Annotated in this window: 20 protein-coding genes; 5 read left to right on the forward strand and 15 right to left on the reverse strand. The window is 66.5% G+C overall.

Translation table 11 applies throughout. The annotated features are described in order from the left end of the window. Positions 1-64: 64 nt before the first annotated feature. The 9 genes from ACFQXB_RS18055 to ACFQXB_RS18095 all read right to left on the reverse strand — a co-directional run bounded on the left by ACFQXB_RS18055 (position 65) and on the right by ACFQXB_RS18095 (position 7,752). The gene (locus tag ACFQXB_RS18055; protein WP_377406620.1) at positions 65-694 is read right to left on the reverse strand and encodes a DUF6441 family protein; all 630 of its coding nucleotides are present in this window, start codon (positions 692-694) and stop codon (positions 65-67) included. Continuing rightward, positions 691-1,002, reverse strand: a complete 312-nt coding sequence (locus ACFQXB_RS18060; RefSeq protein WP_036731877.1) for a head-tail joining protein — start codon at positions 1,000-1,002, stop codon at positions 691-693. The genes ACFQXB_RS18055 and ACFQXB_RS18060 overlap by 4 nt, the downstream gene beginning before the upstream one ends. Further along, positions 1,002-2,015 carry a major capsid protein gene (locus tag ACFQXB_RS18065; protein WP_119000846.1) on the reverse strand — a complete coding sequence of 338 codons (1,014 nt, stop codon included), beginning with the start codon at positions 2,013-2,015 and terminating at the stop codon, positions 1,002-1,004. Before ACFQXB_RS18065 ends, ACFQXB_RS18060 begins: the two co-directional genes overlap by 1 nt. 25 nt (positions 2,016-2,040) lie before the next feature. Continuing rightward, complete coding sequence (locus ACFQXB_RS18070) at positions 2,041-2,406, reverse strand: head decoration protein (RefSeq protein WP_119000845.1); 366 nt, start codon at positions 2,404-2,406, stop codon at positions 2,041-2,043. A gap of 4 nt (positions 2,407-2,410) precedes the next feature. Beyond that, positions 2,411-3,436 (reverse strand): head maturation protease, ClpP-related, encoded by a 1,026-nt coding sequence (locus tag ACFQXB_RS18075; protein WP_182442328.1) that lies wholly within the window; start codon positions 3,434-3,436, stop codon positions 2,411-2,413. Between the two features lie 4 nt (positions 3,437-3,440). Next, entirely contained in the window at positions 3,441-4,886 is a 1,446-nt protein-coding gene (locus ACFQXB_RS18080) for a phage portal protein (RefSeq protein ID WP_119000877.1), read from the reverse strand. A gap of 120 nt (positions 4,887-5,006) precedes the next feature. Beyond that, positions 5,007-5,222, reverse strand: a complete 216-nt coding sequence (locus ACFQXB_RS18085; RefSeq protein WP_036731884.1) for a phage head-tail joining protein — start codon at positions 5,220-5,222, stop codon at positions 5,007-5,009. Positions 5,223-5,225: 3 nt separating this feature from the next. Further along, positions 5,226-7,220: a phage terminase large subunit family protein gene (locus ACFQXB_RS18090; protein ID WP_377406623.1), complete on the reverse strand. Its 1,995-nt coding sequence runs from the start codon at positions 7,218-7,220 to the stop codon at positions 5,226-5,228. Continuing rightward, positions 7,168-7,752: a hypothetical protein gene (locus tag ACFQXB_RS18095; protein ID WP_377406625.1), complete on the reverse strand. Its 585-nt coding sequence runs from the start codon at positions 7,750-7,752 to the stop codon at positions 7,168-7,170. Before ACFQXB_RS18095 ends, ACFQXB_RS18090 begins: the two co-directional genes overlap by 53 nt. Positions 7,753-7,864: 112 nt before the next feature. Here ACFQXB_RS18095 and ACFQXB_RS18100 point away from each other — a divergent pair, with 112 nt between their 5' ends. Continuing rightward, entirely contained in the window at positions 7,865-8,137 is a 273-nt protein-coding gene (locus ACFQXB_RS18100) for a hypothetical protein (RefSeq protein ID WP_036751164.1), read from the forward strand. Between the two features lie 95 nt (positions 8,138-8,232). Next, a complete protein-coding gene (locus ACFQXB_RS18105; protein ID WP_119000840.1) occupies positions 8,233-8,802 on the forward strand; it encodes a DUF3489 domain-containing protein in 570 nt (189 codons plus the stop codon). 53 nt (positions 8,803-8,855) lie between these two features. On the opposite strand, the gene ACFQXB_RS18110 is transcribed toward ACFQXB_RS18105, so the two are convergent. Genes ACFQXB_RS18110 through ACFQXB_RS18120 form a run of 3 tightly spaced genes read right to left on the reverse strand, consistent with a single transcriptional unit; the run spans position 8,856 to position 11,382 of the window. Further along, positions 8,856-9,080, reverse strand: coding sequence for a DUF7220 family protein (locus ACFQXB_RS18110; RefSeq protein WP_119000839.1), 225 nt, complete (start codon positions 9,078-9,080; stop codon positions 8,856-8,858). Beyond that, positions 9,077-10,066, reverse strand: a complete 990-nt coding sequence (locus ACFQXB_RS18115; protein WP_119000838.1) for a DNA cytosine methyltransferase — start codon at positions 10,064-10,066, stop codon at positions 9,077-9,079. Before ACFQXB_RS18115 ends, ACFQXB_RS18110 begins: the two co-directional genes overlap by 4 nt. Further along, positions 10,066-11,382 (reverse strand): site-specific DNA-methyltransferase, encoded by a 1,317-nt coding sequence (locus ACFQXB_RS18120; RefSeq protein ID WP_119000837.1) that lies wholly within the window; start codon positions 11,380-11,382, stop codon positions 10,066-10,068. Before ACFQXB_RS18120 ends, ACFQXB_RS18115 begins: the two co-directional genes overlap by 1 nt. A gap of 133 nt (positions 11,383-11,515) precedes the next feature. Here ACFQXB_RS18120 and ACFQXB_RS18125 point away from each other — a divergent pair, with 133 nt between their 5' ends. Continuing rightward, the gene (locus ACFQXB_RS18125; protein WP_119000836.1) at positions 11,516-12,595 is read left to right on the forward strand and encodes an NAD(P)H-dependent flavin oxidoreductase; all 1,080 of its coding nucleotides are present in this window, start codon (positions 11,516-11,518) and stop codon (positions 12,593-12,595) included. 511 nt (positions 12,596-13,106) lie between these two features. Further along, complete coding sequence (locus ACFQXB_RS18130; protein WP_377406628.1) at positions 13,107-13,508, forward strand: hypothetical protein; 402 nt, start codon at positions 13,107-13,109, stop codon at positions 13,506-13,508. Here the strand turns inward: ACFQXB_RS18130 and ACFQXB_RS18135 are convergent. From ACFQXB_RS18135 to ACFQXB_RS18145, 3 genes are read right to left on the reverse strand one after another with little or no spacing between them, the layout of a single operon-like run. Then, a complete protein-coding gene (locus ACFQXB_RS18135; RefSeq protein ID WP_377406630.1) occupies positions 13,501-13,932 on the reverse strand; it encodes a DUF6362 family protein in 432 nt (143 codons plus the stop codon). The two genes, ACFQXB_RS18130 and ACFQXB_RS18135, sit on opposite strands and share 8 nt — an antisense overlap. Next, on the reverse strand, positions 13,925-14,125 hold the full coding sequence (locus ACFQXB_RS18140; RefSeq protein WP_377406632.1) for a hypothetical protein: 201 nt from the start codon (positions 14,123-14,125) through the stop codon (positions 13,925-13,927). The genes ACFQXB_RS18135 and ACFQXB_RS18140 overlap by 8 nt, the downstream gene beginning before the upstream one ends. Further along, positions 14,122-14,643: a crossover junction endodeoxyribonuclease RuvC gene (locus ACFQXB_RS18145; protein WP_377406634.1), complete on the reverse strand. Its 522-nt coding sequence runs from the start codon at positions 14,641-14,643 to the stop codon at positions 14,122-14,124. Before ACFQXB_RS18145 ends, ACFQXB_RS18140 begins: the two co-directional genes overlap by 4 nt. Before the next feature lie 640 nt (positions 14,644-15,283). Between ACFQXB_RS18145 and ACFQXB_RS18150 the strand changes: the two genes are divergently transcribed. After that, positions 15,284-18,451 carry a hypothetical protein gene (locus ACFQXB_RS18150; protein WP_377406636.1) on the forward strand — a complete coding sequence of 1,056 codons (3,168 nt, stop codon included), beginning with the start codon at positions 15,284-15,286 and terminating at the stop codon, positions 18,449-18,451. Positions 18,452-18,462 lie beyond the last annotated feature (11 nt).

Genomic DNA, 18,462 nt, shown 5'->3' on the forward strand with positions numbered 1-18,462 from the left:
TCTCTCGGCCGCCGAGATAGACGGGGCCTGTCAGGGCTCCAGATCCTTTTTCCGGCGCGTCCGACTATAGTTTCGCCTCCACCCAATTCGCCACGATCAGTCCCGGCACCGCGTCGTGCGCCCGCTCGGCATCCCTCGCCAGATCAAGCCGCTTCGGCAACTTGACCTGCGGTACCAGCAGGAAGATCGGCGCGGTGACCTTTCCGCGCCCGGTCTTCGAGCGCGACACCACCGCTTGGCCCTTCGTGTTCAACCGGCCCTCCGCCACCAGCAGGCTCGGTCCGGTGCGACGATAGACGAAGCGCAGGCGCAGGCCACGGCGGCGCTCCCATTCGCCGGGCGTGATCCGGCCGCCGCGTAGGGACTTGCCTGCGGCAGGCAGCGGGATCGCCAGCCAGAACCCGTTCTTCGAGCGGATCAGCGGACCGGTGTCATGGGCACCGACGATCACCGGCGCCTTGGACCAGACCAGCGCCGCGGCGTCGAGGCTCTCGCCCGACCTCGGGAAGGTCTGGCTCCGGATCGAGTTGGCGAGCCGGGTGCCAAGGCCCGCGCCGGTGATCTGCAACCGCCACGCGGTCTTCAGCCCGGTCCCGGCCTTGCGCATGGCGGCCGTGACAGCGCGCTCCCCGGCCGTGATCTCCGCCTGCATCATCGCGACGATGTCGGGATCGATGTCGAGATTCAGCTTCATGCAGGTATCAGATACACAGTCCAGGCTAGCCGCTCGCGGTCGCGGACGGGCTCGCCCTGGACCAGGAAGGCGTCGCCGTCGATCTCGAGCCTGTCGCCCGGGCGCGGGTTCGCCACCTCTGCGACCAGCAGATCGATGCGGGTCGTCTCGGACCAGAGCCGGGCATCGCCGAACTCGGTGACGGCGTCAGCACGCCGGGCGACGACGCGCACCAGTACGGGCGCGCCGCCGTCAGCGATGTAGACGGCATCCCTTCCGATGTTCGGATCGGCGAAGAGGGCACTGAGGGCGACCGCGAAGGCGGACATCAGGTCCGCCGCGCGCTGCGCAGCACCTGCGGGCGGGTGCAGATCGGCAGCGGATTGCTCTCGATCTCCAGCCGCACCCACTCGTCGCGATCACGATCGGGGATGGTACGTGCGTAGAGCGGCTGGCCGAGGGTGTTGACCGTCTCGAAGGTGTCGGCGGGCGCGTAATAGATCTCGAACAGCCCCTCGATGCCTTCCGGATAGAAGTACGCCTTGTCGGTCGGCACGCCGAAGCCGACGCCGCCCCTGTAGCGGCGGAAGGTGATGCCGCCGAAGCTGACCTCGTCGGCGACCCGGCCCCGCAGGTCGGCCGCCGCGGCGGTGTTGAGATAGGTCTCGCGCACCTCCTTGTGGGCCACGAGATCGGCGAAGAAGGCCGAGCCGCATTCGGCCCGGACCTGCACCGCACCGGCGGAGAGCCCGCCCATCGACTCTTCCACGCTCTCGATCAGCGCCTGGCAGCGCTTGCGCAGCGCCCCCGAGGCCGGGCTTGCGTTATCGAGGTCAAAGTCGATCTCGGCCGCCGGAGAGATGCCGAACTCGGTGAAGTAGTTCACCACCGTGGCGTGGTCCTTCGGGTCCTTCACCAGCCCCTGGATGCCGTTCAGGAGGTGATACTCGAAGGTCGTCTCCGCGTCCTGGCGGAGCTTGCGCAGCCTGTACGCCACCTCGGTCTGGACCTGCTGGGTGGCGCTCTCCGAGCCGAAGTCGCGGACGGACTGGATCTCGGAGGCCCAGAGCACGTCCTGCTTCTTGAACTGGCGGCAGACGAAGGCGCGCATCTCGCGCCGGTCCGGGACCTGCTGCTCGTAGGCCGACCCGCGCTCCGAGAACGGGATCAGCGACAATGTGCCGTCTCGGCTCTCGATGACGACGGTGCGGGAGCGCACGCCGCGCGGGCTGAAGAGGTTCGATCCTGAGAGCAGCGCGGGCTTGTAGGGGATGTTCTCGAGCGCGCGGGTGAGCTCGACGATGGTGAAGGCATCGCCTTCGAAGATGTCCATGGTGGCCATTTGGATGCCTCCTGTCGGGATTGGGTCAGCGGACGAGGATGCCCGCGGCGAGGAGCGCCGCGTGTGCGGCCGCGATCTCCCCCTCGCTGGGCGTGCCCGCGAAGACGAGGTCGTGGCGGTTGACGATGGCGGGACCGCGGACGACGGCGACGGCCAGCGCATCGCCACCGGACGCATCCGCCTTGCCCCAGAGCACGGCGACGGCGGTCTCGGTGCCGTCGACGGCCGCGGGGTCGTGGGCGGCATACTTGCCCGAGGCGGTGATCTTGCCGAGCACCGTGCCGGGTTGATGCGTGCCCGCCGCGACGGTGATCGTCTCGCGGGTGTAGTCGCGGAAGGCTTCCCAGACGAGGAAGCCGCCGGGGTGGGTGCCTTCGACCAGCGTGGTCATGGTGTCATCCTTTCAGCTTGAAGGTGCGGGCGACGATCTCGCCCCAGGGGCGCGCGGCCGAGGAGCGGCCGGGCTGCGGGTGATGGGGTGCGATCTCGGGCTCGGCCTCGGCCCTGGCGGCGAGGAGCACGGTGCGCACCTCATCGAGGCTCGCGTCCTCTTCGAGGAAACGGCCGGCCATCTGCGCCTGGCCGGCAAGGCGGCAGAGATCGATGACGGCCCGGGCGTGGCCAATGGCCTCGGCCCGGATCACGGCAGGATCCGGCGGCGCGCCGCTGGGCGGTGGCGTCTCGGCCGGAGGCTGAGCGGTGTCGGCGGCGGCGGCCTGCTCGTTTTCGACATCAGAAAGCTGATCGCCTTCGGCGGCCTCGTCGGTGTCCTCGTCCGCTTCGATCTCGACGCAGTCGCTTTCGTCATCGAGCTCCAGCTCGGTTTCGATAGCGTCGACCAGGATAGGCGGCGCATTGCGGAAGCGCCCAATGTCGAAGTTCGCGGCGATGCGGACGGGCTCGATCAGCCGGTCGGCGAAGCCCTGCGCCACGGCGTCCGACGCGTCGAACCATGTCTCGGCGGCCATGAGCGCGGAGACCTCTTCCGGCGTCCGGCCGGATTTCGCGGCATAGCCGGAGACGAGGCTGCCCTTCACCTTGTCGAGCGCCTCGGCCATGGCGCGCATGTCCTCGGCCGTGCCCATGACGAGGCCGGCGGGGTCGTGGATCATCAGGAAGGCGTTCTCCGGCATGACGATCTCGTCGCCCGCCATCGCGATGTAGGAGGCAGCCGAGGCGGCGATGCCGTCGATCCAGACCGTGACCGGGCCCGCGTGCCGTTTCAGCGCGTTGTGGATAGCGACTGCGTCGAAGACCGACCCGCCGGGGCTGTTGAGCCGCAGATCGACGGGCGTGCCCTCAGGCAACGCGCCCAGTTCGGCCAGAAAACCCTTCGCCGAGACCCCGTAGGCGCCGATCTCGTCATAGATCGCCACTTCCGCACCGGTCCCCCGGGCGCGGATCGCATACCAGTTTGCCATGTCGTCACTCCTGTTCGGTGGCCGGATCGGTCGCGTCGGCGCCGCCATCCGTGTTGTTGCCGGCGCCGTCGCCGGGCTCGGCCCGGGTCGCCGGCGTCGCGCGGGCGCCCTGCGTCCCGCCGGGGCTGGTGCGGTAGCGCAGGCCGAGACCCGTCGCGCGCGCGGCGTCGGCGGCGTTCTCGCGGTCGACTTCCTCGACGTCGTAGCCGGTGGCCTCGACCACCTTGCGCCGCGAGGTGATGCCGGCCTCCATCGCCAGCACCTGCGCCTGGATGTCCTTCAACGGATCGACCCAGTCCCAGCGCGGCGGAATCCACTGCACCGGTCGCACCTCTGCCGGATCGGCGTCGAGCGCGCCCGAGAGCACCGCCGTCTCCAACCAGCGTTGCCAGACTGCACGGCAGAGCTGGTGCACGATGACGCCGTGCTGCAGCTGGCCGATGCGGCGGCGGAACTCGACGAGTTCGGCGCGCAGGGACGAGTAGTTCGCCTGCCGCACATCCCCGGTGACGAGGTGATACGGCAGCCCCAGCGAGGCTGAGACCGCCAGCAGCGTGCGGTACTGGAACGCCTCGTAGCCGCCGCCGACATCCGCCGGCGACGAGAACTTCACATCCTCGCCCGGCAGCAGCACCTGCATCGTGCCGGGCTCGAGGCTCGCAATGGCGGCGCCGTCGAGATCCGCCTCGGCCTCGCCCATCATGGGCTCTTCGGGCGCGGTCTTGGTGATGAAGCCCGCGAACATCGCCGCGGTCTTCTTCCGGTCGAGTTCGGCGTCGTCGTACTGATCGAGCAGGAACAGCCGCACCATCGCGGGTGCGATATGCGGCAGTCCCCGGATCTGGCCCGCGTCGATGGGCCGGTAGATGTGCAGCACGTCGGCCGCCGGCACGCGCACCGTCTCCGGAATGTCCGCCCCCTGGTCGGTGCTGTCGCCCGGATGGCGGCGGCGGAAGTGGTAGGCCACGCGCCGGCCGATCCCGTCGAACTCGATCCCGCATCGGATGCGGTTGCCGTTTCCCGCCGTCTCCGTCTTCTCGAAGGGCAGCATCTCCGACTGTAGAAGCTGCAGCTGCACCGGGACCAGCAGCCCATCCTCTGCGCGACGGGGACGCAGCCGGACGAAGCATTCGCCCGCGACGAACATCTCGCGCGCGACCATGGCCTGCAGGCCGTAGAAGTCGGTCAACGCGTCCGCATCGGCCTCGTCGGTCCAGGCGAGCCAGAGCCGCTGCACCCTGTCGCGGAGATCCGCGTCCCCGATCAACGAGGACGGCTTGATCCCGTCGCCGACGAGGTTCGCGGCGAAGGCCTCGCAGGCGTTGGTGGCATAGCCGTTCGTGACCACCAACTCGCGAGACCGAGCCAGCAGCCGCGGGCCGCCCGAGGCGACCAGCGCGTTGATGTTCTCGAGCGGCGGGTTCCAGCCGCGCAGCCGCCGCTTCGCCATGGCGCCTTCGAGACGGGCGCGCAGTCCAGAGGGACCGTGGCTCCGGGGGAGCCGCGTAAGCCCGGAGGACGCGGGACCGCCGGGGGCGCGGCGGCGGAAACGGTCGAAGAGGCCCATGGCTCAGAGCCCCTTTGCTGTCGTCACGCGCAGCTGCCGGACAATCCGACGCCCCTCGGCCGCGGCGATCTCGCGATCCAGCGCCTCGATGGCCCGGTCGATCTCGGCCACGCTCCGATAGTCCACGGTCTTGCCGTCATAGCTCACCCGAGCCACCCCCGAGGACCGCTGCGCGGTCAGCGCGTCGCGGCGGGCGCGGAGCTCTGCGGCCGTGGCCATGGATCACCTCATGTAGCTCGAGCGCACCGTGCGCCGGCGCGGCGTCTTTCGTGTCGGGCCGGACGGCACCGTTGCCGCACCGTCCGTTGGCCCGTCCTGCTTCGCCACACCGAGCTGGGCCTCCAGATCGGCCCACCGCGCCTCCGGCCAGCGATCCGCCCCGAGGATCCACGCGGCCGCGCGGGCATAGACCCGGGTGTCCAGCGCCTCGTTGCGCTCGCGGAGCTTCTGCCATTCGAGCCGCGTGAAGCCACGCTTGCCCTTCACCGTCACCAGCTGCTCGGCGGTCAGCTGCTTGACCCATTCGCCGTCCGCCCAGTCCGGCAGGTGGATCGTGCCGGGCGGGCACAGAGCGCCCACCGCCTGTTCCTCCCTCGTCGGCCGGTCCTGCCGCAGGAAGCGATAGGTCTCGGCCTTGAAGGTCGAGGTGGCCACGGTCCAGAGCCGGGCCCCGCGCCGGAGCCGCTTGCCGGCGACGGTGGCATCGACATAGGTCGGCCCGGTCACCGGGCTCGTCCGGGTGAACCCCTCGACACCCTTCACCGGCGCAACCTGCGCGAACCCGACCTGGCGCGACCAGGCATAGACCGCGCTGGTCTCGTAGCCCGTGTCGATCGCGAGCCGGGCGAGCGACAGCAGCTGCCCCGAGGCGTGCGTCCAAGTCCGTCCGAGCAGATCCGTCAGCTGCTGCCAGCAGGCCGGATCACCGGGGCCGCCCTCGAGCACAAGGTGATCGACGAGCCAGCTTTCCAGCCCGCGGCCCCAGGCCCAGACGTCGACCTCGATCCGGTCCTTCTGGACGTCGGCGCCCGCGGTCAGGAACAAGCCGCGCTCAGGGACCGTGCCCGGGGACCACGCTTCGCGCCGGTCGGCCAGCCGCTGCCAGTCGGGCGCCTCGCCGGTCTCCATCCAGGTCTCGCCGAGGATGGTGTTCCGGAACGCCCGCATCGCCTCGTCGCTGCCCCGTGCCGCCTCATGTGCCCGCGCGATCCGCTGCCAGCTGAGCCAGCCCACCGGCGAATAGAGCGCCGAGAGGTGGTAGCCGACCGTCGCCGGATCGGTGGCCGTGGCGGTCGCACGCCACTCGCCGCGCTCGAGCATCCTCGTCTTGTGGTGCTCGGCGATTGCCGCGTCGCAGCCCTCGCAGAGATACTCGGCCGTCTCCGGCCGCCCCTTTTCCCAGCGCAGCCGCTCGAACCTCAGCCACTGCATCGCGTCACAATGCGGGCACGGCACGAAGTAGCGCCGCTGGTCGGACGCCTCGAACTCCCGCTCGATGCGCGACAGCCCCCGGATCGTCGGGGTCGAGACAAGGAACACCTTGCGCCTGTGGGCGAAGGTCAGCGAGCGCGCTTCGGCCAGCGTCACCGGATCGCCTTCCTCGTCGGCCGAGGCCGGATAGGCATCGACCTCGTCGAGGAAGATGTAACGCGCCGGGGTGGACCGCAGCCCCACCGCCGAGTTCGCCCCGGTCATGATCAGGATGCCGCCCGCGAACTCCTTCGAAAGCATCGTGTTGCCCGCGTCGCGGGACCGGGCCGGTTTGACCCGCTCCCGCAGCTCGGGGCTCTCGTCGATCAGCGGGTCGATGCGCTGGCGCGAGTTCCGCTTGGCCAGTTCCACCGTCGGCTGGACCGCGAGCATCGGCCCCGGCGCCTGGTGGATGACGAAGCCGATCCAGTTGTTGCCGGCCTCGGTCGCGCCAACCTGCGCGGCCTTCATGAAAACGATGCGCTGGGTCGGATCGCCGGGCGAGAGCCGGTCCATGATCTCGCGCATGTAGGGCGTGCGCGCGGTCCGGTACTGCCCCGGCTCGGCCGAGGCCCGCGAGGCGAGTTTCCGGTGAAGGTCCGCCCAGCTGGAGACGGTCAGATCCGCGTCGGGACGCAGGCCCCGCGACCAGGCGCGGATCAGCGCGGCGGCGCCGTCGAACCCGATGACATCGTTATCCAAGCCCGGGTCGGATCTCCGCGAGGCTGTCGAGCTGGGCGCGGACATGGGCCTCCAGAACCTTCTGTATCAGCGCCGCCTCCACCTCGCACCCGTCCCCCAGCGCCGCGGTGATCTCCGAGGCCATCAGCGCCGCGACGCGCGCCGGCCAGGTCACCCATGCGTCGCGCTCGTCGCGCGCGAGCCGGAAAATCAGCGTCTCCGCCCGGGCGCGGTCGACCAGCTCCCCCTTCAGCTTCTGGAGCCGGATACGCCGCTCCTGCGCCTTCAGCACCTCGTTCGCGGTCTTGGCCTGCAGGAACGTCGTACCGCCACCGAGGGCCGGGGTGGACAGCCCCTGTTCTCTTAGCGTGTCGCCCACGGCGGCGACGGCGGCCTCGGGCACGGGCTTCAGCTTCGGCGCGGGCGGCTTGCGGGTCTTCGACGGGTCGGTCGTCTCTGCACGCTGCTTGTCCGAAGCCGCGGCGTCGATGCTGCCATCCTCGTGCAGGACGAGCCGGCCGGCGGCCTTCGCCTTCTGGATCGCGCCGCGCGACAGCCCGACATGGGCGGCGTACTGGCGCTCGCTCATGCCCTGCATCGCCAGCCCCGATTATCATTCAAAGTCAGTTGCTTATCGAGTTGATAAGCCGCGCCACCGGAGCGAACGTCGATCCCACAAGGACGATGCAACTCACCACGGAGCCACAACGATGACCACGCGCCTGAACCCGATCACCACCCCGCGCCACGAACTCCGCGCCGAGAAGGCGCGCAGGAACAAGGAAGCCGCGCTCGCGGCCTTCATCGGCAAGAAGGCCGAAATCGACGAGATGCTCGCCCGACTGCAGGCGCTGAGCGACGATCATTTCAACTGCGCCCCCGACGAGGCGGGCTGGGCGATGGTCGGCACCCTCGAACACTACGCCAGCCTCTTGAAGCGCATCACCGACAGCGCCTTCGGCGAGGGCGAGCACGCCCGCTGATCTCCGGCGCGGCCGGAACTCCTGCCGCGCGCCCTGCGCGGCTCGGGGTCGTAGAAGGCGCCGCATGACGCGGGCCCGAATACGGAGACGACCCCATGACCAAGCTTTCCGACACCCAAGCCATAATCCTAGGCGCCGCCGCACAGCGCGAGGACCGCATCGCCTTGCCGCTGCCCGACAGCCTGCGCGGCGGCGCCGCCACCAAGGTGGTCGGCGCGATGCTCTCCAAGGGCTTCCTCGAAGAGGTCGACGCCGACCTGCGCAAGGGCGAACCCATGTGGCGCGAGACCGGCGACGGACACGGCGTCACGCTGGTCGCCACCAACGCAGGTCTCGCCGCCATCGGCATCGAGCCCGAGGACGCGAACCCCGCGCCTGCGGGTGCGACGGTCGCGCCAATCGAGGAGCCCGCGCCGGACACCCCCATCGAACCGAAGGCCGCGCCCAAGACGCGCACGCCGCGTGAGGGCACCAAGCAGGCCACCCTGATCGCCATGCTGCGCGCGCCAGAAGGAGCCACCCTCGACGAGATCGTAGCCGCTACTGGGTGGTTGCCGCATACCGCGAGGGGTGCAATGTCCGGCGCACTGAAAAAGAAGCTGGGCCTGACCATTACCTCCGACAAAGTCGACGGAAGGGGGCGCGTCTACGCCATCCGTGACTGACGCTCCGCACCGAAACGGACAGTTGCCGCCGCCCAACGCCGGGCGGCGGTTCTTCATTCTACATTCCGCATCCGGATCGCCTCGAACACGCGACGCAGCAGGTAGCCGCGCGCCAGCGAGACGCCGACAAAGGCGAGGCCGATGGTCAGATGTTCGGTGAGCCCCGTCTCGATCCCGAACCACGGGAACACGATGATCTGCGTGGCGACGGCCAAAACGTAGCCAACGACAACGTTTGCCGCCGCCTCGGCCATCGACATGATGCGGCTCTGCTTCATCGCAGGCTCTCCAGAAACGCCGTCACGAATTCCGCTGCGAGCGGCGGCACGATCGCATTGCCGTAGCCCCGCAGCAGGCCCATGCGGCCGGGTATCCCATCAGCCAGCGGGAATGTTCCGGGCTCAACGGGCCTCCATCGGTCATCCCGGCAGAGGAGCCAGTCCGGATCTCGCCAGACGCCGTCCGTCGCATTGGCCCCGGCAGGGTCGGCGCCATCGACCAGTCCACCAGCTTCACCGTCCTGCGGCTCGCATCGGTGTTGCCGGCCGCATTGTATCGCTTCGTGGCGGGCGAGCCCGCCATCGCCGTCGGCCAACCCGCCAGCCAGACCTGTCGGCCGAGCAGCGCATTGATCGGCACCGACCGGCATTCCGATCCGTCCTTGTGATCCCTCGCCGAGGCCGTCGCCCAACCCGCGAGTGACTGCGTCCAAGGCGACGGCGCCGAAGAACAGGCGCTGGCGGATGTGCGGCGCGCCGATGCCCGCAGCCGGCAGATCGGCCGCCGCGACGGCGTAAGATGCCGCTTCCAGGTCTGCCGCCAGAGCGTCGAACCACGCCCAGCCAGCCGGGCCCTCAACTGCCGCGCGAGACTTTCTGCCAACCGGTCCGAGCACTGCCGCGCTCGCGACCTGCTCGCCGAAGACGAACTCCGGGCGGCAGGCTGCGACGAGCCGCAGGAAGGCCGGGGCGAGGTGGCGGTCATCGTCCTGTCCCTTGCGCTGCCCGGCCTGGCTGAAGGGCTGGCAGGGCGGCGAGCCGGTCCAAACCGGCAGGCTCTCGGCCACGCCCGCGAGGCGCAGTGCGTAGGGCCAGCCGCCGATTCCGGCGAAGAAATGGCATTGCGCGAAGCCGCGCAGGTCGGCGGGCTCGACGTCGAGGATGGAACGCTCGTCCACATCGCCATCTGGCAGCAGCCCGGCCGCGATCAACTCCCGCAGCCATGCACAGGCCGCGGGGTCGGCATCGTTGTAGTAGACGGCCATCAGGCGGCATCGGCCTTGTCGCCCAGCCGCTCGGCCTTCACCTCGGCGAAGGTCCGACCATCGCCATCGAGGATCGCGTCGCACCCGGTCTCGGTCTGCCAGCGTTCGACCGCGACGTCGATGTAGGCCGGGCTGATCTCCATCGCGAAGACCCGGCGGCCGTTGGCCTCGCCCGCCATGATCTGCGAGCCCGAGCCCGAGAACGGCTCATAGCAGAGGCCGCCTCGGGCGACGTGCTGGCGCATCGGGATCCCGAAGGCGTCGAGCGGTTTCGGCGTCGGATGGTCGGGGCGCTCGTCCTTGGCGAAGGACGGCATCTCCCACGTCGAGGGCAACGTCTGCTCGGCGACCTTCGGCGGGCGGTTCGGACGGCGCCAGCCCATGAAGCAGGGCTCGTGCTTCCAGAGGTAGTGCGACCGGGTCAGGACACCCCGGTCCTTCACCCAGATGATCTGCTGATGGACGAAGGCGCCCGCCTTTTCCCAGCAGGCCTCGAGCATCGCCTGGCGGCGCGAGGCGTGCCAGCAGTACCAGGCGGCGTCCTCGGTGATTGCCTCGGCGACGGCGGCGGCGATGAAACCGTCGTAGAGGTCCGCGCCCTGGCTGCTGTCGTCCCAGGTCACGCCGTAGGACTGCGACCAGTCCTTGTTGCGGGTCGGGTGGTTCGAGCCGTCATAGTCAACGAGATACGGAGGGTCGGTCGCAAACAGGATCGCGCGCTCGCCGTTCATTAGGCGGCGCACGTCGTCGTGGCTGGTCGAGTCGCCGCAGAGCAGCCGGTGGTCGCCGAGAATCCACAGGTCGCCCGTGCGCGATGCCGGGTTGCGCGGCGGCTCGGGGATGGTCACCGGAGGCACGGAGCTCCCGGCGCCACCTTCTTCACCGTCGTCTTCCGCGACGTAGGCCAGTAGCTTGTCGAGCTCGCCGTCCGAGAAGCCGACGAGCGACAGGTCGAAATCCTCGGCCAGCAACTCGTTCAGCTCGGCCGAAAGCAGTGCCTCGTTCCAAGTTCCGAGTTCCGTCAGTTTATTGTCAGCAAGACGATAGGCCCGGCGCTGCGCCTCGGTCAGATGGCCCAGCACGATGACCGGCGCCTCGGTCAGCCCCAGCTGCGTGGCGGCCAGCACACGCCCGTGTCCTGCGATCAGCTCGCCGTCCTCGCCGACGAGGCAGGGCACCGTCCAGCCGAATTCAGCCATACTGGCGGCGAGCTTCGCAACCTGCTCGGGGCCGTGCACCTTCGCATTCTTCGCGTAGGGTTGGAGGCGCGTAAGCGGCCAGTGCTCGATCCGCTCAGGCGCGAAGGAGAGGGTCATCAGTCACTCCTGAAAACGAGTTACGATCAGCGCCGGTGAGCACGGACGCAGCTTTGGGTCGGGATGGGGTTCCGTTGGGCCTCAAGAACCGCGATACTCTGCGCATCACAGCCACCAGTATGGAGTGCAGCCAATGTGGCCGGATCAGCGCGTCATGCAGATGCTCGGGATCGACCTGCCAATCATTCAGGCCCCGATGGCAGGCGCCGGACTATCGGATCTGGCCGTTGCGGTGGCCGAAGCAGGCGGGCTCGGATCGCTTCCCTGCGCACTGCTCACGCCGGACCAGCTGCGCAACCAGCTTGGCATCTTTCGCCAGAAGACCACACGCCCCATCAACATCAATTTCTTCTGTCACGAGGCCCCCGCACCCGACGGCGAACGGGAGGCCGCCTGGCAGCGCAGACTCGCGCCCTATTACCGCGAACTCGGCCTGGATCCCGAGGCGCCCGCCACGGCGTCGAACCGGGCACCGTTCGACGACGCTTTCTGCGACATGGTCGAGGAGTTGCGACCCGAGGTTGTCAGCTTCCACTTCGGGCTGCCCGAGGGGGCGCTTCTTGATCGGGTTGCCGCGACGGGCGCACGAATCCTGTCATCCGCCACCACGGTGGACGAGGCGCGCTGGCTCGAGGATCGGGGCTGCCATGCGATCATCGCCCAAGGGTACGAGGCGGGCGGGCACCGCGGCATGTTCCGCACCGACACCGTCGCCACGCAGATCGGAACGCTCTCTCTCGTGCCACAGGTCGTCGATGCCGTGCGCGTGCCGGTGATCGCGGCCGGCGGTATCGCCGATGGGCGCGGGATCGCCGCGGCCTTCATGCTGGGCGCCTCTGCGGTGCAGATCGGGACGGCCTATCTGTTCACGCCGGAGGCCACCATCGCGGAGCCACATCGTCGCGCCCTTGCCGCCGGCTCTGATCGGGAGACGGCTCTGACGAACGTCTTCACCGGCCGGCCGGCCCGCGGCATCGTCAATCGCATCATGCGAGAGGTGGGCCCCATCGCGCCGGAGGCGCCGCAGTTCCCGCTGGCGGGAGGTGCGCTCGCACCGCTGCGATCAGCCTCCGAGCCCGAAGGATCGGAGGATTTCATGTCGCTCTGGTCGGGCCAGTCCGCGGGGCTGTCCCGCGCGATGCCGGCAGGAGATCTCACCCGCAACCTTGCTGACCAGGCACTCGAGCTTCTGGTGCGGGGGCCGAACCGCTAACAGTCGAGGGACCGCCGGCCGGCGCTCGGACGTATTCGCAGTTGGACTCCGACGCGGCTGGATCCGCTGGCTTCTCGGTGGACTCCGGCATCCGCGGGGCATCCACCCCGTGCTGACGGTCAAGAATTTGATTTATTGCTTTTTTTCCTGACCCTTCAGGTGGCTTCCGGACTCCGGTGGCTTCCCAAAAATTCGGCCCTGTCGCTGGCGATATTTCGCGCCAAGCCCGCCAGCATACCTTTCGGCCCGGAAAGGAACCGAAAAACAAAGGCTTGGCGGCCTGGACCCCGGCTGGACCCCGGAAGCCAGCCCCGGTGTCCACCTCGGGATCAGCGTCGGTTCGCCCTAGCGCACGACCCCGAGTATATCGCCATGGATACCTTCACAGGGACGATCCGTCTCACCTTGCGGTGTCTCGCAAGAAATTGTCTCACTCAACAGGCCGTGGTTGACAATGCAGTTCTGCGGTTGCTGTCGCAGCGCGAAGCCAAGGATCGAAAGGAAATACAGCTTGCCATTCAAGCGTGTGATTGAATTAGAAGCGGCTCAGGCAGCCATCGCAAATGACGTAGCAGCATTGCTTTCCCAGCCTTGTGTGCCAATGGGGGCCGCGAAGCCACCCTCAAGCACGGGCGTATACATTCTCACGATTGGGGATGACGTGATGTACGTGGGTGAAGCGAAAGGTAAGAAGGGCCTCAAGGACCGCCTTACAGCCAAGCATATTTCCGGAGATGACAGCCACGCCATTCAACGAGCCTTCAAAATGGAATTCCCTGATCGGAGCGTTCGGCGCGAGCACATCAAGAAGACGGTCTTCGCGCGATGGCTAGAAATTTCCCCTGATCATCGCGTATCGGCCGTCGAACGAACATTGATCTGGATGTTCGATCCGCCTTGGAACGTCAAATAGACTTCCCTGCGCTGGCGCAAATGAACCCCATCGACCGCTTCTTCGGCACCCGCCTCCCGTTCAGTCGCCAGACGATGACTGCGACCCCGTACTGCCAGCGCCGGTTCGCGGTGGCGCGGCTGATGCCGAGTTCCCAGCAGATCGGTTTCCACGGCTTCCGGTTCGCCCGGAGCCAGAGCAGGCGCGCATCGGCGGGCTCGAGCCAGCGCAGCCAGAGCAAGGCTTCTTCGGCCAGCGTGATGTCGCGCGGTCCGGGTTTCGGCCGACGGGTTCGCGGCTCCTGGCCTACTTGGTCTGCGAAGCTGTGGAAGTACTCGGGCCAGGCGTTGAAGTAGCCCTGCGGCCTCACCTCGGGCAGAGAGCGGAACACGTCGGCCGCGCTTTCGAGCCGGTCCTCGACCATGGTGGGCGTCCACTCAGCCATTCGCGGCCTCCCGGTTGTCCGAGCGAGGCCCATACAGCTTCTCGCCGAGCTGACGGACCAGCTCGCGCTCCGGCCAGGTCAGGCGATGGTCGTCGATAGATACGGCGAGCACGCCCTCGTCATGCCAGCCATCGCGCTTCACCTGGTCGGGATCCCGGCGCGTGCCGCCGTAGCCTTTCGGATACCACCTCATCCCAGGCCCCCGTTCGTCTCGATCGCCCAATGGAGGATGGCGATGGCGTCCGCCTCGTTGTCGTCGGCGGGAGAGAACCCCCTGGCGCGGGCCGCGGCGATCATCGCCTCCTTTGGCGCGTTGCCCTTACCGGTGGCGTGGCGCTTGATCGTGCCGACCGGAACGCCTTGGTAGGGGATGCCCCGCAACTCTGCCCACGAGGTCAGGGTTGCCATCAGCCCGCCGTAGATGTGGGCCGCGTCGGTGCCGGCGTGTCGGCGGACTTCCTCGAACCAGATCGCGGCGATGGGCCCGGACAGCCGGTCGAGTTCGGTCAGCCAGTTGGTGAAGCGCAGGTAGCGCATGCCCCCGCCGTCGAAGCGGCCGGGCCGAAAGCTGACCGTGCCGCTGGTGATCAGACCTTCATGGCTGCGGAGCGCCCAGCCGGTCGTGGTGCCGAGGTCTAGGGCGAGGATGCAGGACCGGCTGATCGCGCCCGGTTCCGGGCGGACGTCCTGCGCGGGGATCGGTGTGTTCATCGTGAAGGCTCACAAGCTGTGGGCCTTCGGCTTCGGTCACCGCAAGTTCTAGCATCCGGCGGTCCTCAGCCAAAGCGAAAACGACCATGGCTGCGGCGTCCGAAGGTGATTGGCGATCAACCCGTCCCGGTCCCAACCTCCGACCGCGTGGTCCCAACCTTCGAGGGGGTTGGGACAGCCCTTTATCGTTTCACTCCAATGGCTTGACCGGATGTGGTCCCAACCTCGGTGTCCCCAACGGGGGTCCTTCTCTTTTCGTATAGAAAAACATGTTCCCGACCTTTTCCGTTCTCCCACATGAATGTGTAGCAAAAGGTTGGGACCATGGGGTGAGGTTGGGGACACCGTTGTTTTTGAACAGCTTTTCGTGTCCCCAACCCCCTCGGGAGGTTGGGACAGGGTTGGGGCCACCGGGGGAGGTTGGGACAGGAGATCCGGCAGCTGGTCTGGGTGCCGGCAAATCAGAACCTGGTGGCTGCCGCGTCGACTTCCGCCACGAGAGACAAGCCAAATCCGGTAGGCGAACACATTTCCGCTTGTTACTATATCTGGGAGCGCGAAGAGGGTCTTACCTCAACGCGTTGTGGCCCCAGGGTTAGGAAATTCGAGTATTGGCGTGGCGAGCGAAGAAGTCTCCGTGATGATCGACGAAGTGCCCTCTCCTTCGGAGTTCATGCGCATGCGGCGTCCAGAGCAGTTTTCGGACAGCTCGGAACGCTCGCTCTATCGTTTGTCGCGGGACGTCCTGGAACAACGATTGGAGAACCTTACGGCACGCAACGACATGCAGGCGTTCGAGCGGTTCGCGAAGGCACTCTGCGAGCGCTTTGTTTGTCCGTTCCTCAAGCCGGCCACGGGTCCGGAAGGCGGGGGAGATGGCAAGGTCGATACCGAGAGCATCATGACTGCCGAGGAGGTCGTCGAACGCCACTTCGAGGGTCGCGCTGACCGCGGCAACGAGAGGTGGGGCTTTGCTTTCAGTACCAAGAAGGATTGGAAGGCAAAGGCACGCGCTGATGTGGCTGGGATGGTCGGAACTGGGCGAGGCTACAAGACGGCATTCTTCGTCACATCTCGTTACGCGCGATCAAAAGATCGCTCTGAACTGCAAGATGCGCTGGCGGCCGAGCATGGCATCTTGGTGGAGATTCTCGACCGGAATTGGATTGTAGACAACGTCATTGAAAAGGATGCCCGCGATCTCGCCCATATCCATCTCGGCATTGGCGAAAAGGTCGAGGAATCGAAGATTGGGCCGCGCGACAGGGAACGCCGGGAACGGTTGGCGTCGTTGGATCGTGAGCTCGAAACTCCCGAGCGGGCAGCGGAGGCGCCGCTAGCCGTAGTGAAATGCGCGCTGGATGCCGCAATCCTGTCCCGAGAACTGGAGCGACCACGATATGAGACTGATGGCCGCTTTGACCGAGCCATACGGCTCGCCGACCGCCATGGAGCGGACCGACACAGCCTGGCGGCGCGCTACGAGAAGCTTTGGACGGCACTGCACTGGTTCGACGACATTGGGGCCGTCCGCGATGGCTATCGCGACATAGAGGAGCGCGCCCTCGCTCTCAATCACGCATCCGCAATCGAGAGGGCCACGAACCTGCTTTTCGGGCTGTCAGGACCGTTTGCCCAAGCCACCGCAGACGGTGTGGCTGTCGATGTTCAAGCGGCATGGGAACGACTGGAAGCCAGTCTCGAGTCGATGTGGAATGACGAGACCCGGCCCAACAACAGGCTGACCGCCCGGACGCTCCTGTTGATGCGTGGCATTATGGTGGACCTGGCAGCCAGCGACTTGAGTTCGATCGAGACACGACTATCGCAGATCATCGAAATCATCGACGCCGCCCGCGGATTGATGGAGTATGACTTTGATCGCTTGGAGCAGCTCGTGGAAATGCTCGGCGAGACTCTCGGAGGAAACGCAACGTTGTCCAGCGTCGTCGACCACCTTGGCGACGCGCTTCAACAACGGCGCGGTGAGACGGCACGTGGCATGCTTTTCTTGCGCCGGGCTCGGCAACTTGACATCGAACGTGATCGGTTCGAGGTCATTCGCCGCCTAGGCACCGTTGTCGAATGTCTGACAAAGGAAGAGCATCTCGATGAGTTGGTGGAAGCGGCATACCTTCTCGCTGTAGCCTATCGCGGGGCCGGGCTACCATGGGCGGCCAGAGCCACCGCTTTGTTCGGTCTTTCAGCAATCGTGATACAAGCCGAAAAGTCGTCGGTGCCCCCGAGTGAGATACTTCCCACATTCCTCCTGTTGGGATGGATCGATCTGGAACTTGGTCTTGTCGCGGAGTTACTGGACGTCGTCGCAGTCTCACGCGGCATCCTTGCATCGTTGCCCTTCGACGAAGATTCGAAGAATAGAGCACGCGAAACACTTCAGACTTTCGACTTCTCGCTCGGAGGCCAATTCCTGAATGCTCGGGAGGCGGATCTGTCCGCCTTCCAGAACTTGCCCGATGTCCTCATGGCAATGGATTTGCCGGCAGCATCCACGTGCCTTTTATATGCTCTTGGCTACGAAGACGAAGCTCTCGGCCCGGCGATCGAAGATCGCGCAACAAATCTCGAAATGCTTGCTCAGCTTTCGGCGCAACCAGCTTGTGCCCTGCCTCGCCATGGCCTGATCGGAGAATTCGACGGTCCATTCGCCTTCCAAACGGATGTCCTGGGGCTGCAGCTGACGATCTCCGGCGACAAGGGAGCGAGATGCGCCTTGGTTGCGCAACTCCTGATCTCAATGGCTGAAACGCTTCTGGCGACCGGTTTCGAAGCTGGATTCGCCGCACATCGCGAGCGCTACGAGGTGCGTGTAGTGTTGAGCGATGTGATTGCGGCTCCTTGCCCAAAGTTTGACGAGACCGCGTCGCAGGACCTGCTCGAATGGCCAGCCGATTGGGATCCGGCTGAGCCAAGGACAGCTTCGGATGCGCGAGATGCATTGCTGACGACGGTTGCGTACATCATGGGTCAGACCTGCATTATGAAGGATGGGCCAAAGTCGCTTGAGACGCTCCTCGACAGCGATACGGCAATCAGCCGGATCATGACTTCGCTCGGATTGGGTGTCAGCATGAGCCGGGTATTGAAGGAGACACCGGTCACGCCTGCCAGAATCGTGGATCATTTTCGTGCTGATCCCCCACGGCCTTTTCCTTTTCGAGCGGCTCTTCCGTTGCCCGAAGTTTCTGCGCCTGAAGGACAGGAGGCAGGTGACACGACGGATCAGCCATTCGGGGTGATACGCAGCCATCGAGAACTGAAGACCCGATCTCTCATTGACGTCCCGCTCTGGAACGCCGCGAAGTGGAGGGGTGTCGCGGTGATGAAGCTGTCACCTGTCGGTCTGCCCATTCTGGCTTTGATGTTCGAGAATTCCGATGCCGGTTATCGCATCTTCGATGCCTGGCGGGAGAGGCTGGGGTCGGAGGATGAAGCCGGTGAACTCCTGGTGACTATCGTGACACACCTGCCGGGTCGTCCGAGATCGCACTACGCCGTCATTCTGACGACCAACTTGGAAGCGCGGCCGGTGATCGGCGAGATGTTTTTCGTGGTCGCAAGATCACTGATCATGGAACCGAGTTCGGGAGAGAACCTGCAGCTGTTCCTCCGTGATTGGGAGCGCAACGGAGCTTTCCTTATCGGCGCTGCTTCAATGCCCCAAGTTGTCAAGCCACCTGAATTGCGTAGGGAAACCACGATCCTCAAGAGGCACCTGCGGGTGGTTCGGCACGAAGATCTGGAAGAGTACGAAGTCGGTTTTCTGGGTGGTTCGAAGGAAGTTTAGATCGTCTTGTT

Source organism: Halodurantibacterium daqingense (assembly GCF_042666235.1).
In the GTDB taxonomy this organism is placed as follows: domain Bacteria; phylum Pseudomonadota; class Alphaproteobacteria; order Rhodobacterales; family Rhodobacteraceae; genus Halodurantibacterium; species Halodurantibacterium daqingensis.

What these genes read in the sequence shown, in the direction of transcription:
- ACFQXB_RS18055 (WP_377406620.1), bottom strand. Translation starts at nt 694, where the DNA reads ATGAAGCTGAATCTCGACATCGATCCCGACATCGTCGCGATGATGCAG.
- ACFQXB_RS18060 (WP_036731877.1), bottom strand. Translation starts at nt 1,002, where the DNA reads ATGTCCGCCTTCGCGGTCGCCCTCAGTGCCCTCTTCGCCGATCCGAAC.
- ACFQXB_RS18065 (WP_119000846.1), bottom strand. Translation starts at nt 2,015, where the DNA reads ATGGCCACCATGGACATCTTCGAAGGCGATGCCTTCACCATCGTCGAG.
- ACFQXB_RS18070 (WP_119000845.1), bottom strand. Translation starts at nt 2,406, where the DNA reads ATGACCACGCTGGTCGAAGGCACCCACCCCGGCGGCTTCCTCGTCTGG.
- ACFQXB_RS18075 (WP_182442328.1), bottom strand. Translation starts at nt 3,436, where the DNA reads ATGGCAAACTGGTATGCGATCCGCGCCCGGGGGACCGGTGCGGAAGTG.
- ACFQXB_RS18080 (WP_119000877.1), bottom strand. Translation starts at nt 4,886, where the DNA reads ATGGCGAAGCGGCGGCTGCGCGGCTGGAACCCGCCGCTCGAGAACATC.
- ACFQXB_RS18085 (WP_036731884.1), bottom strand. Translation starts at nt 5,222, where the DNA reads ATGGCCACGGCCGCAGAGCTCCGCGCCCGCCGCGACGCGCTGACCGCG.
- ACFQXB_RS18090 (WP_377406623.1), bottom strand. Translation starts at nt 7,220, where the DNA reads ATGTCCGCGCCCAGCTCGACAGCCTCGCGGAGATCCGACCCGGGCTTG.
- ACFQXB_RS18095 (WP_377406625.1), bottom strand. Translation starts at nt 7,752, where the DNA reads ATGCAGGGCATGAGCGAGCGCCAGTACGCCGCCCATGTCGGGCTGTCG.
- ACFQXB_RS18100 (WP_036751164.1), top strand. Translation starts at nt 7,865, where the DNA reads ATGACCACGCGCCTGAACCCGATCACCACCCCGCGCCACGAACTCCGC.
- ACFQXB_RS18105 (WP_119000840.1), top strand. Translation starts at nt 8,233, where the DNA reads ATGACCAAGCTTTCCGACACCCAAGCCATAATCCTAGGCGCCGCCGCA.
- ACFQXB_RS18110 (WP_119000839.1), bottom strand. Translation starts at nt 9,080, where the DNA reads ATGAAGCAGAGCCGCATCATGTCGATGGCCGAGGCGGCGGCAAACGTT.
- ACFQXB_RS18115 (WP_119000838.1), bottom strand. Translation starts at nt 10,066, where the DNA reads ATGGCCGTCTACTACAACGATGCCGACCCCGCGGCCTGTGCATGGCTG.
- ACFQXB_RS18120 (WP_119000837.1), bottom strand. Translation starts at nt 11,382, where the DNA reads ATGACCCTCTCCTTCGCGCCTGAGCGGATCGAGCACTGGCCGCTTACG.
- ACFQXB_RS18125 (WP_119000836.1), top strand. Translation starts at nt 11,516, where the DNA reads ATGTGGCCGGATCAGCGCGTCATGCAGATGCTCGGGATCGACCTGCCA.
- ACFQXB_RS18135 (WP_377406630.1), bottom strand. Translation starts at nt 13,932, where the DNA reads ATGGCTGAGTGGACGCCCACCATGGTCGAGGACCGGCTCGAAAGCGCG.
- ACFQXB_RS18140 (WP_377406632.1), bottom strand. Translation starts at nt 14,125, where the DNA reads ATGAGGTGGTATCCGAAAGGCTACGGCGGCACGCGCCGGGATCCCGAC.
- ACFQXB_RS18145 (WP_377406634.1), bottom strand. Translation starts at nt 14,643, where the DNA reads ATGAACACACCGATCCCCGCGCAGGACGTCCGCCCGGAACCGGGCGCG.
- ACFQXB_RS18150 (WP_377406636.1), top strand. Translation starts at nt 15,284, where the DNA reads ATGATCGACGAAGTGCCCTCTCCTTCGGAGTTCATGCGCATGCGGCGT.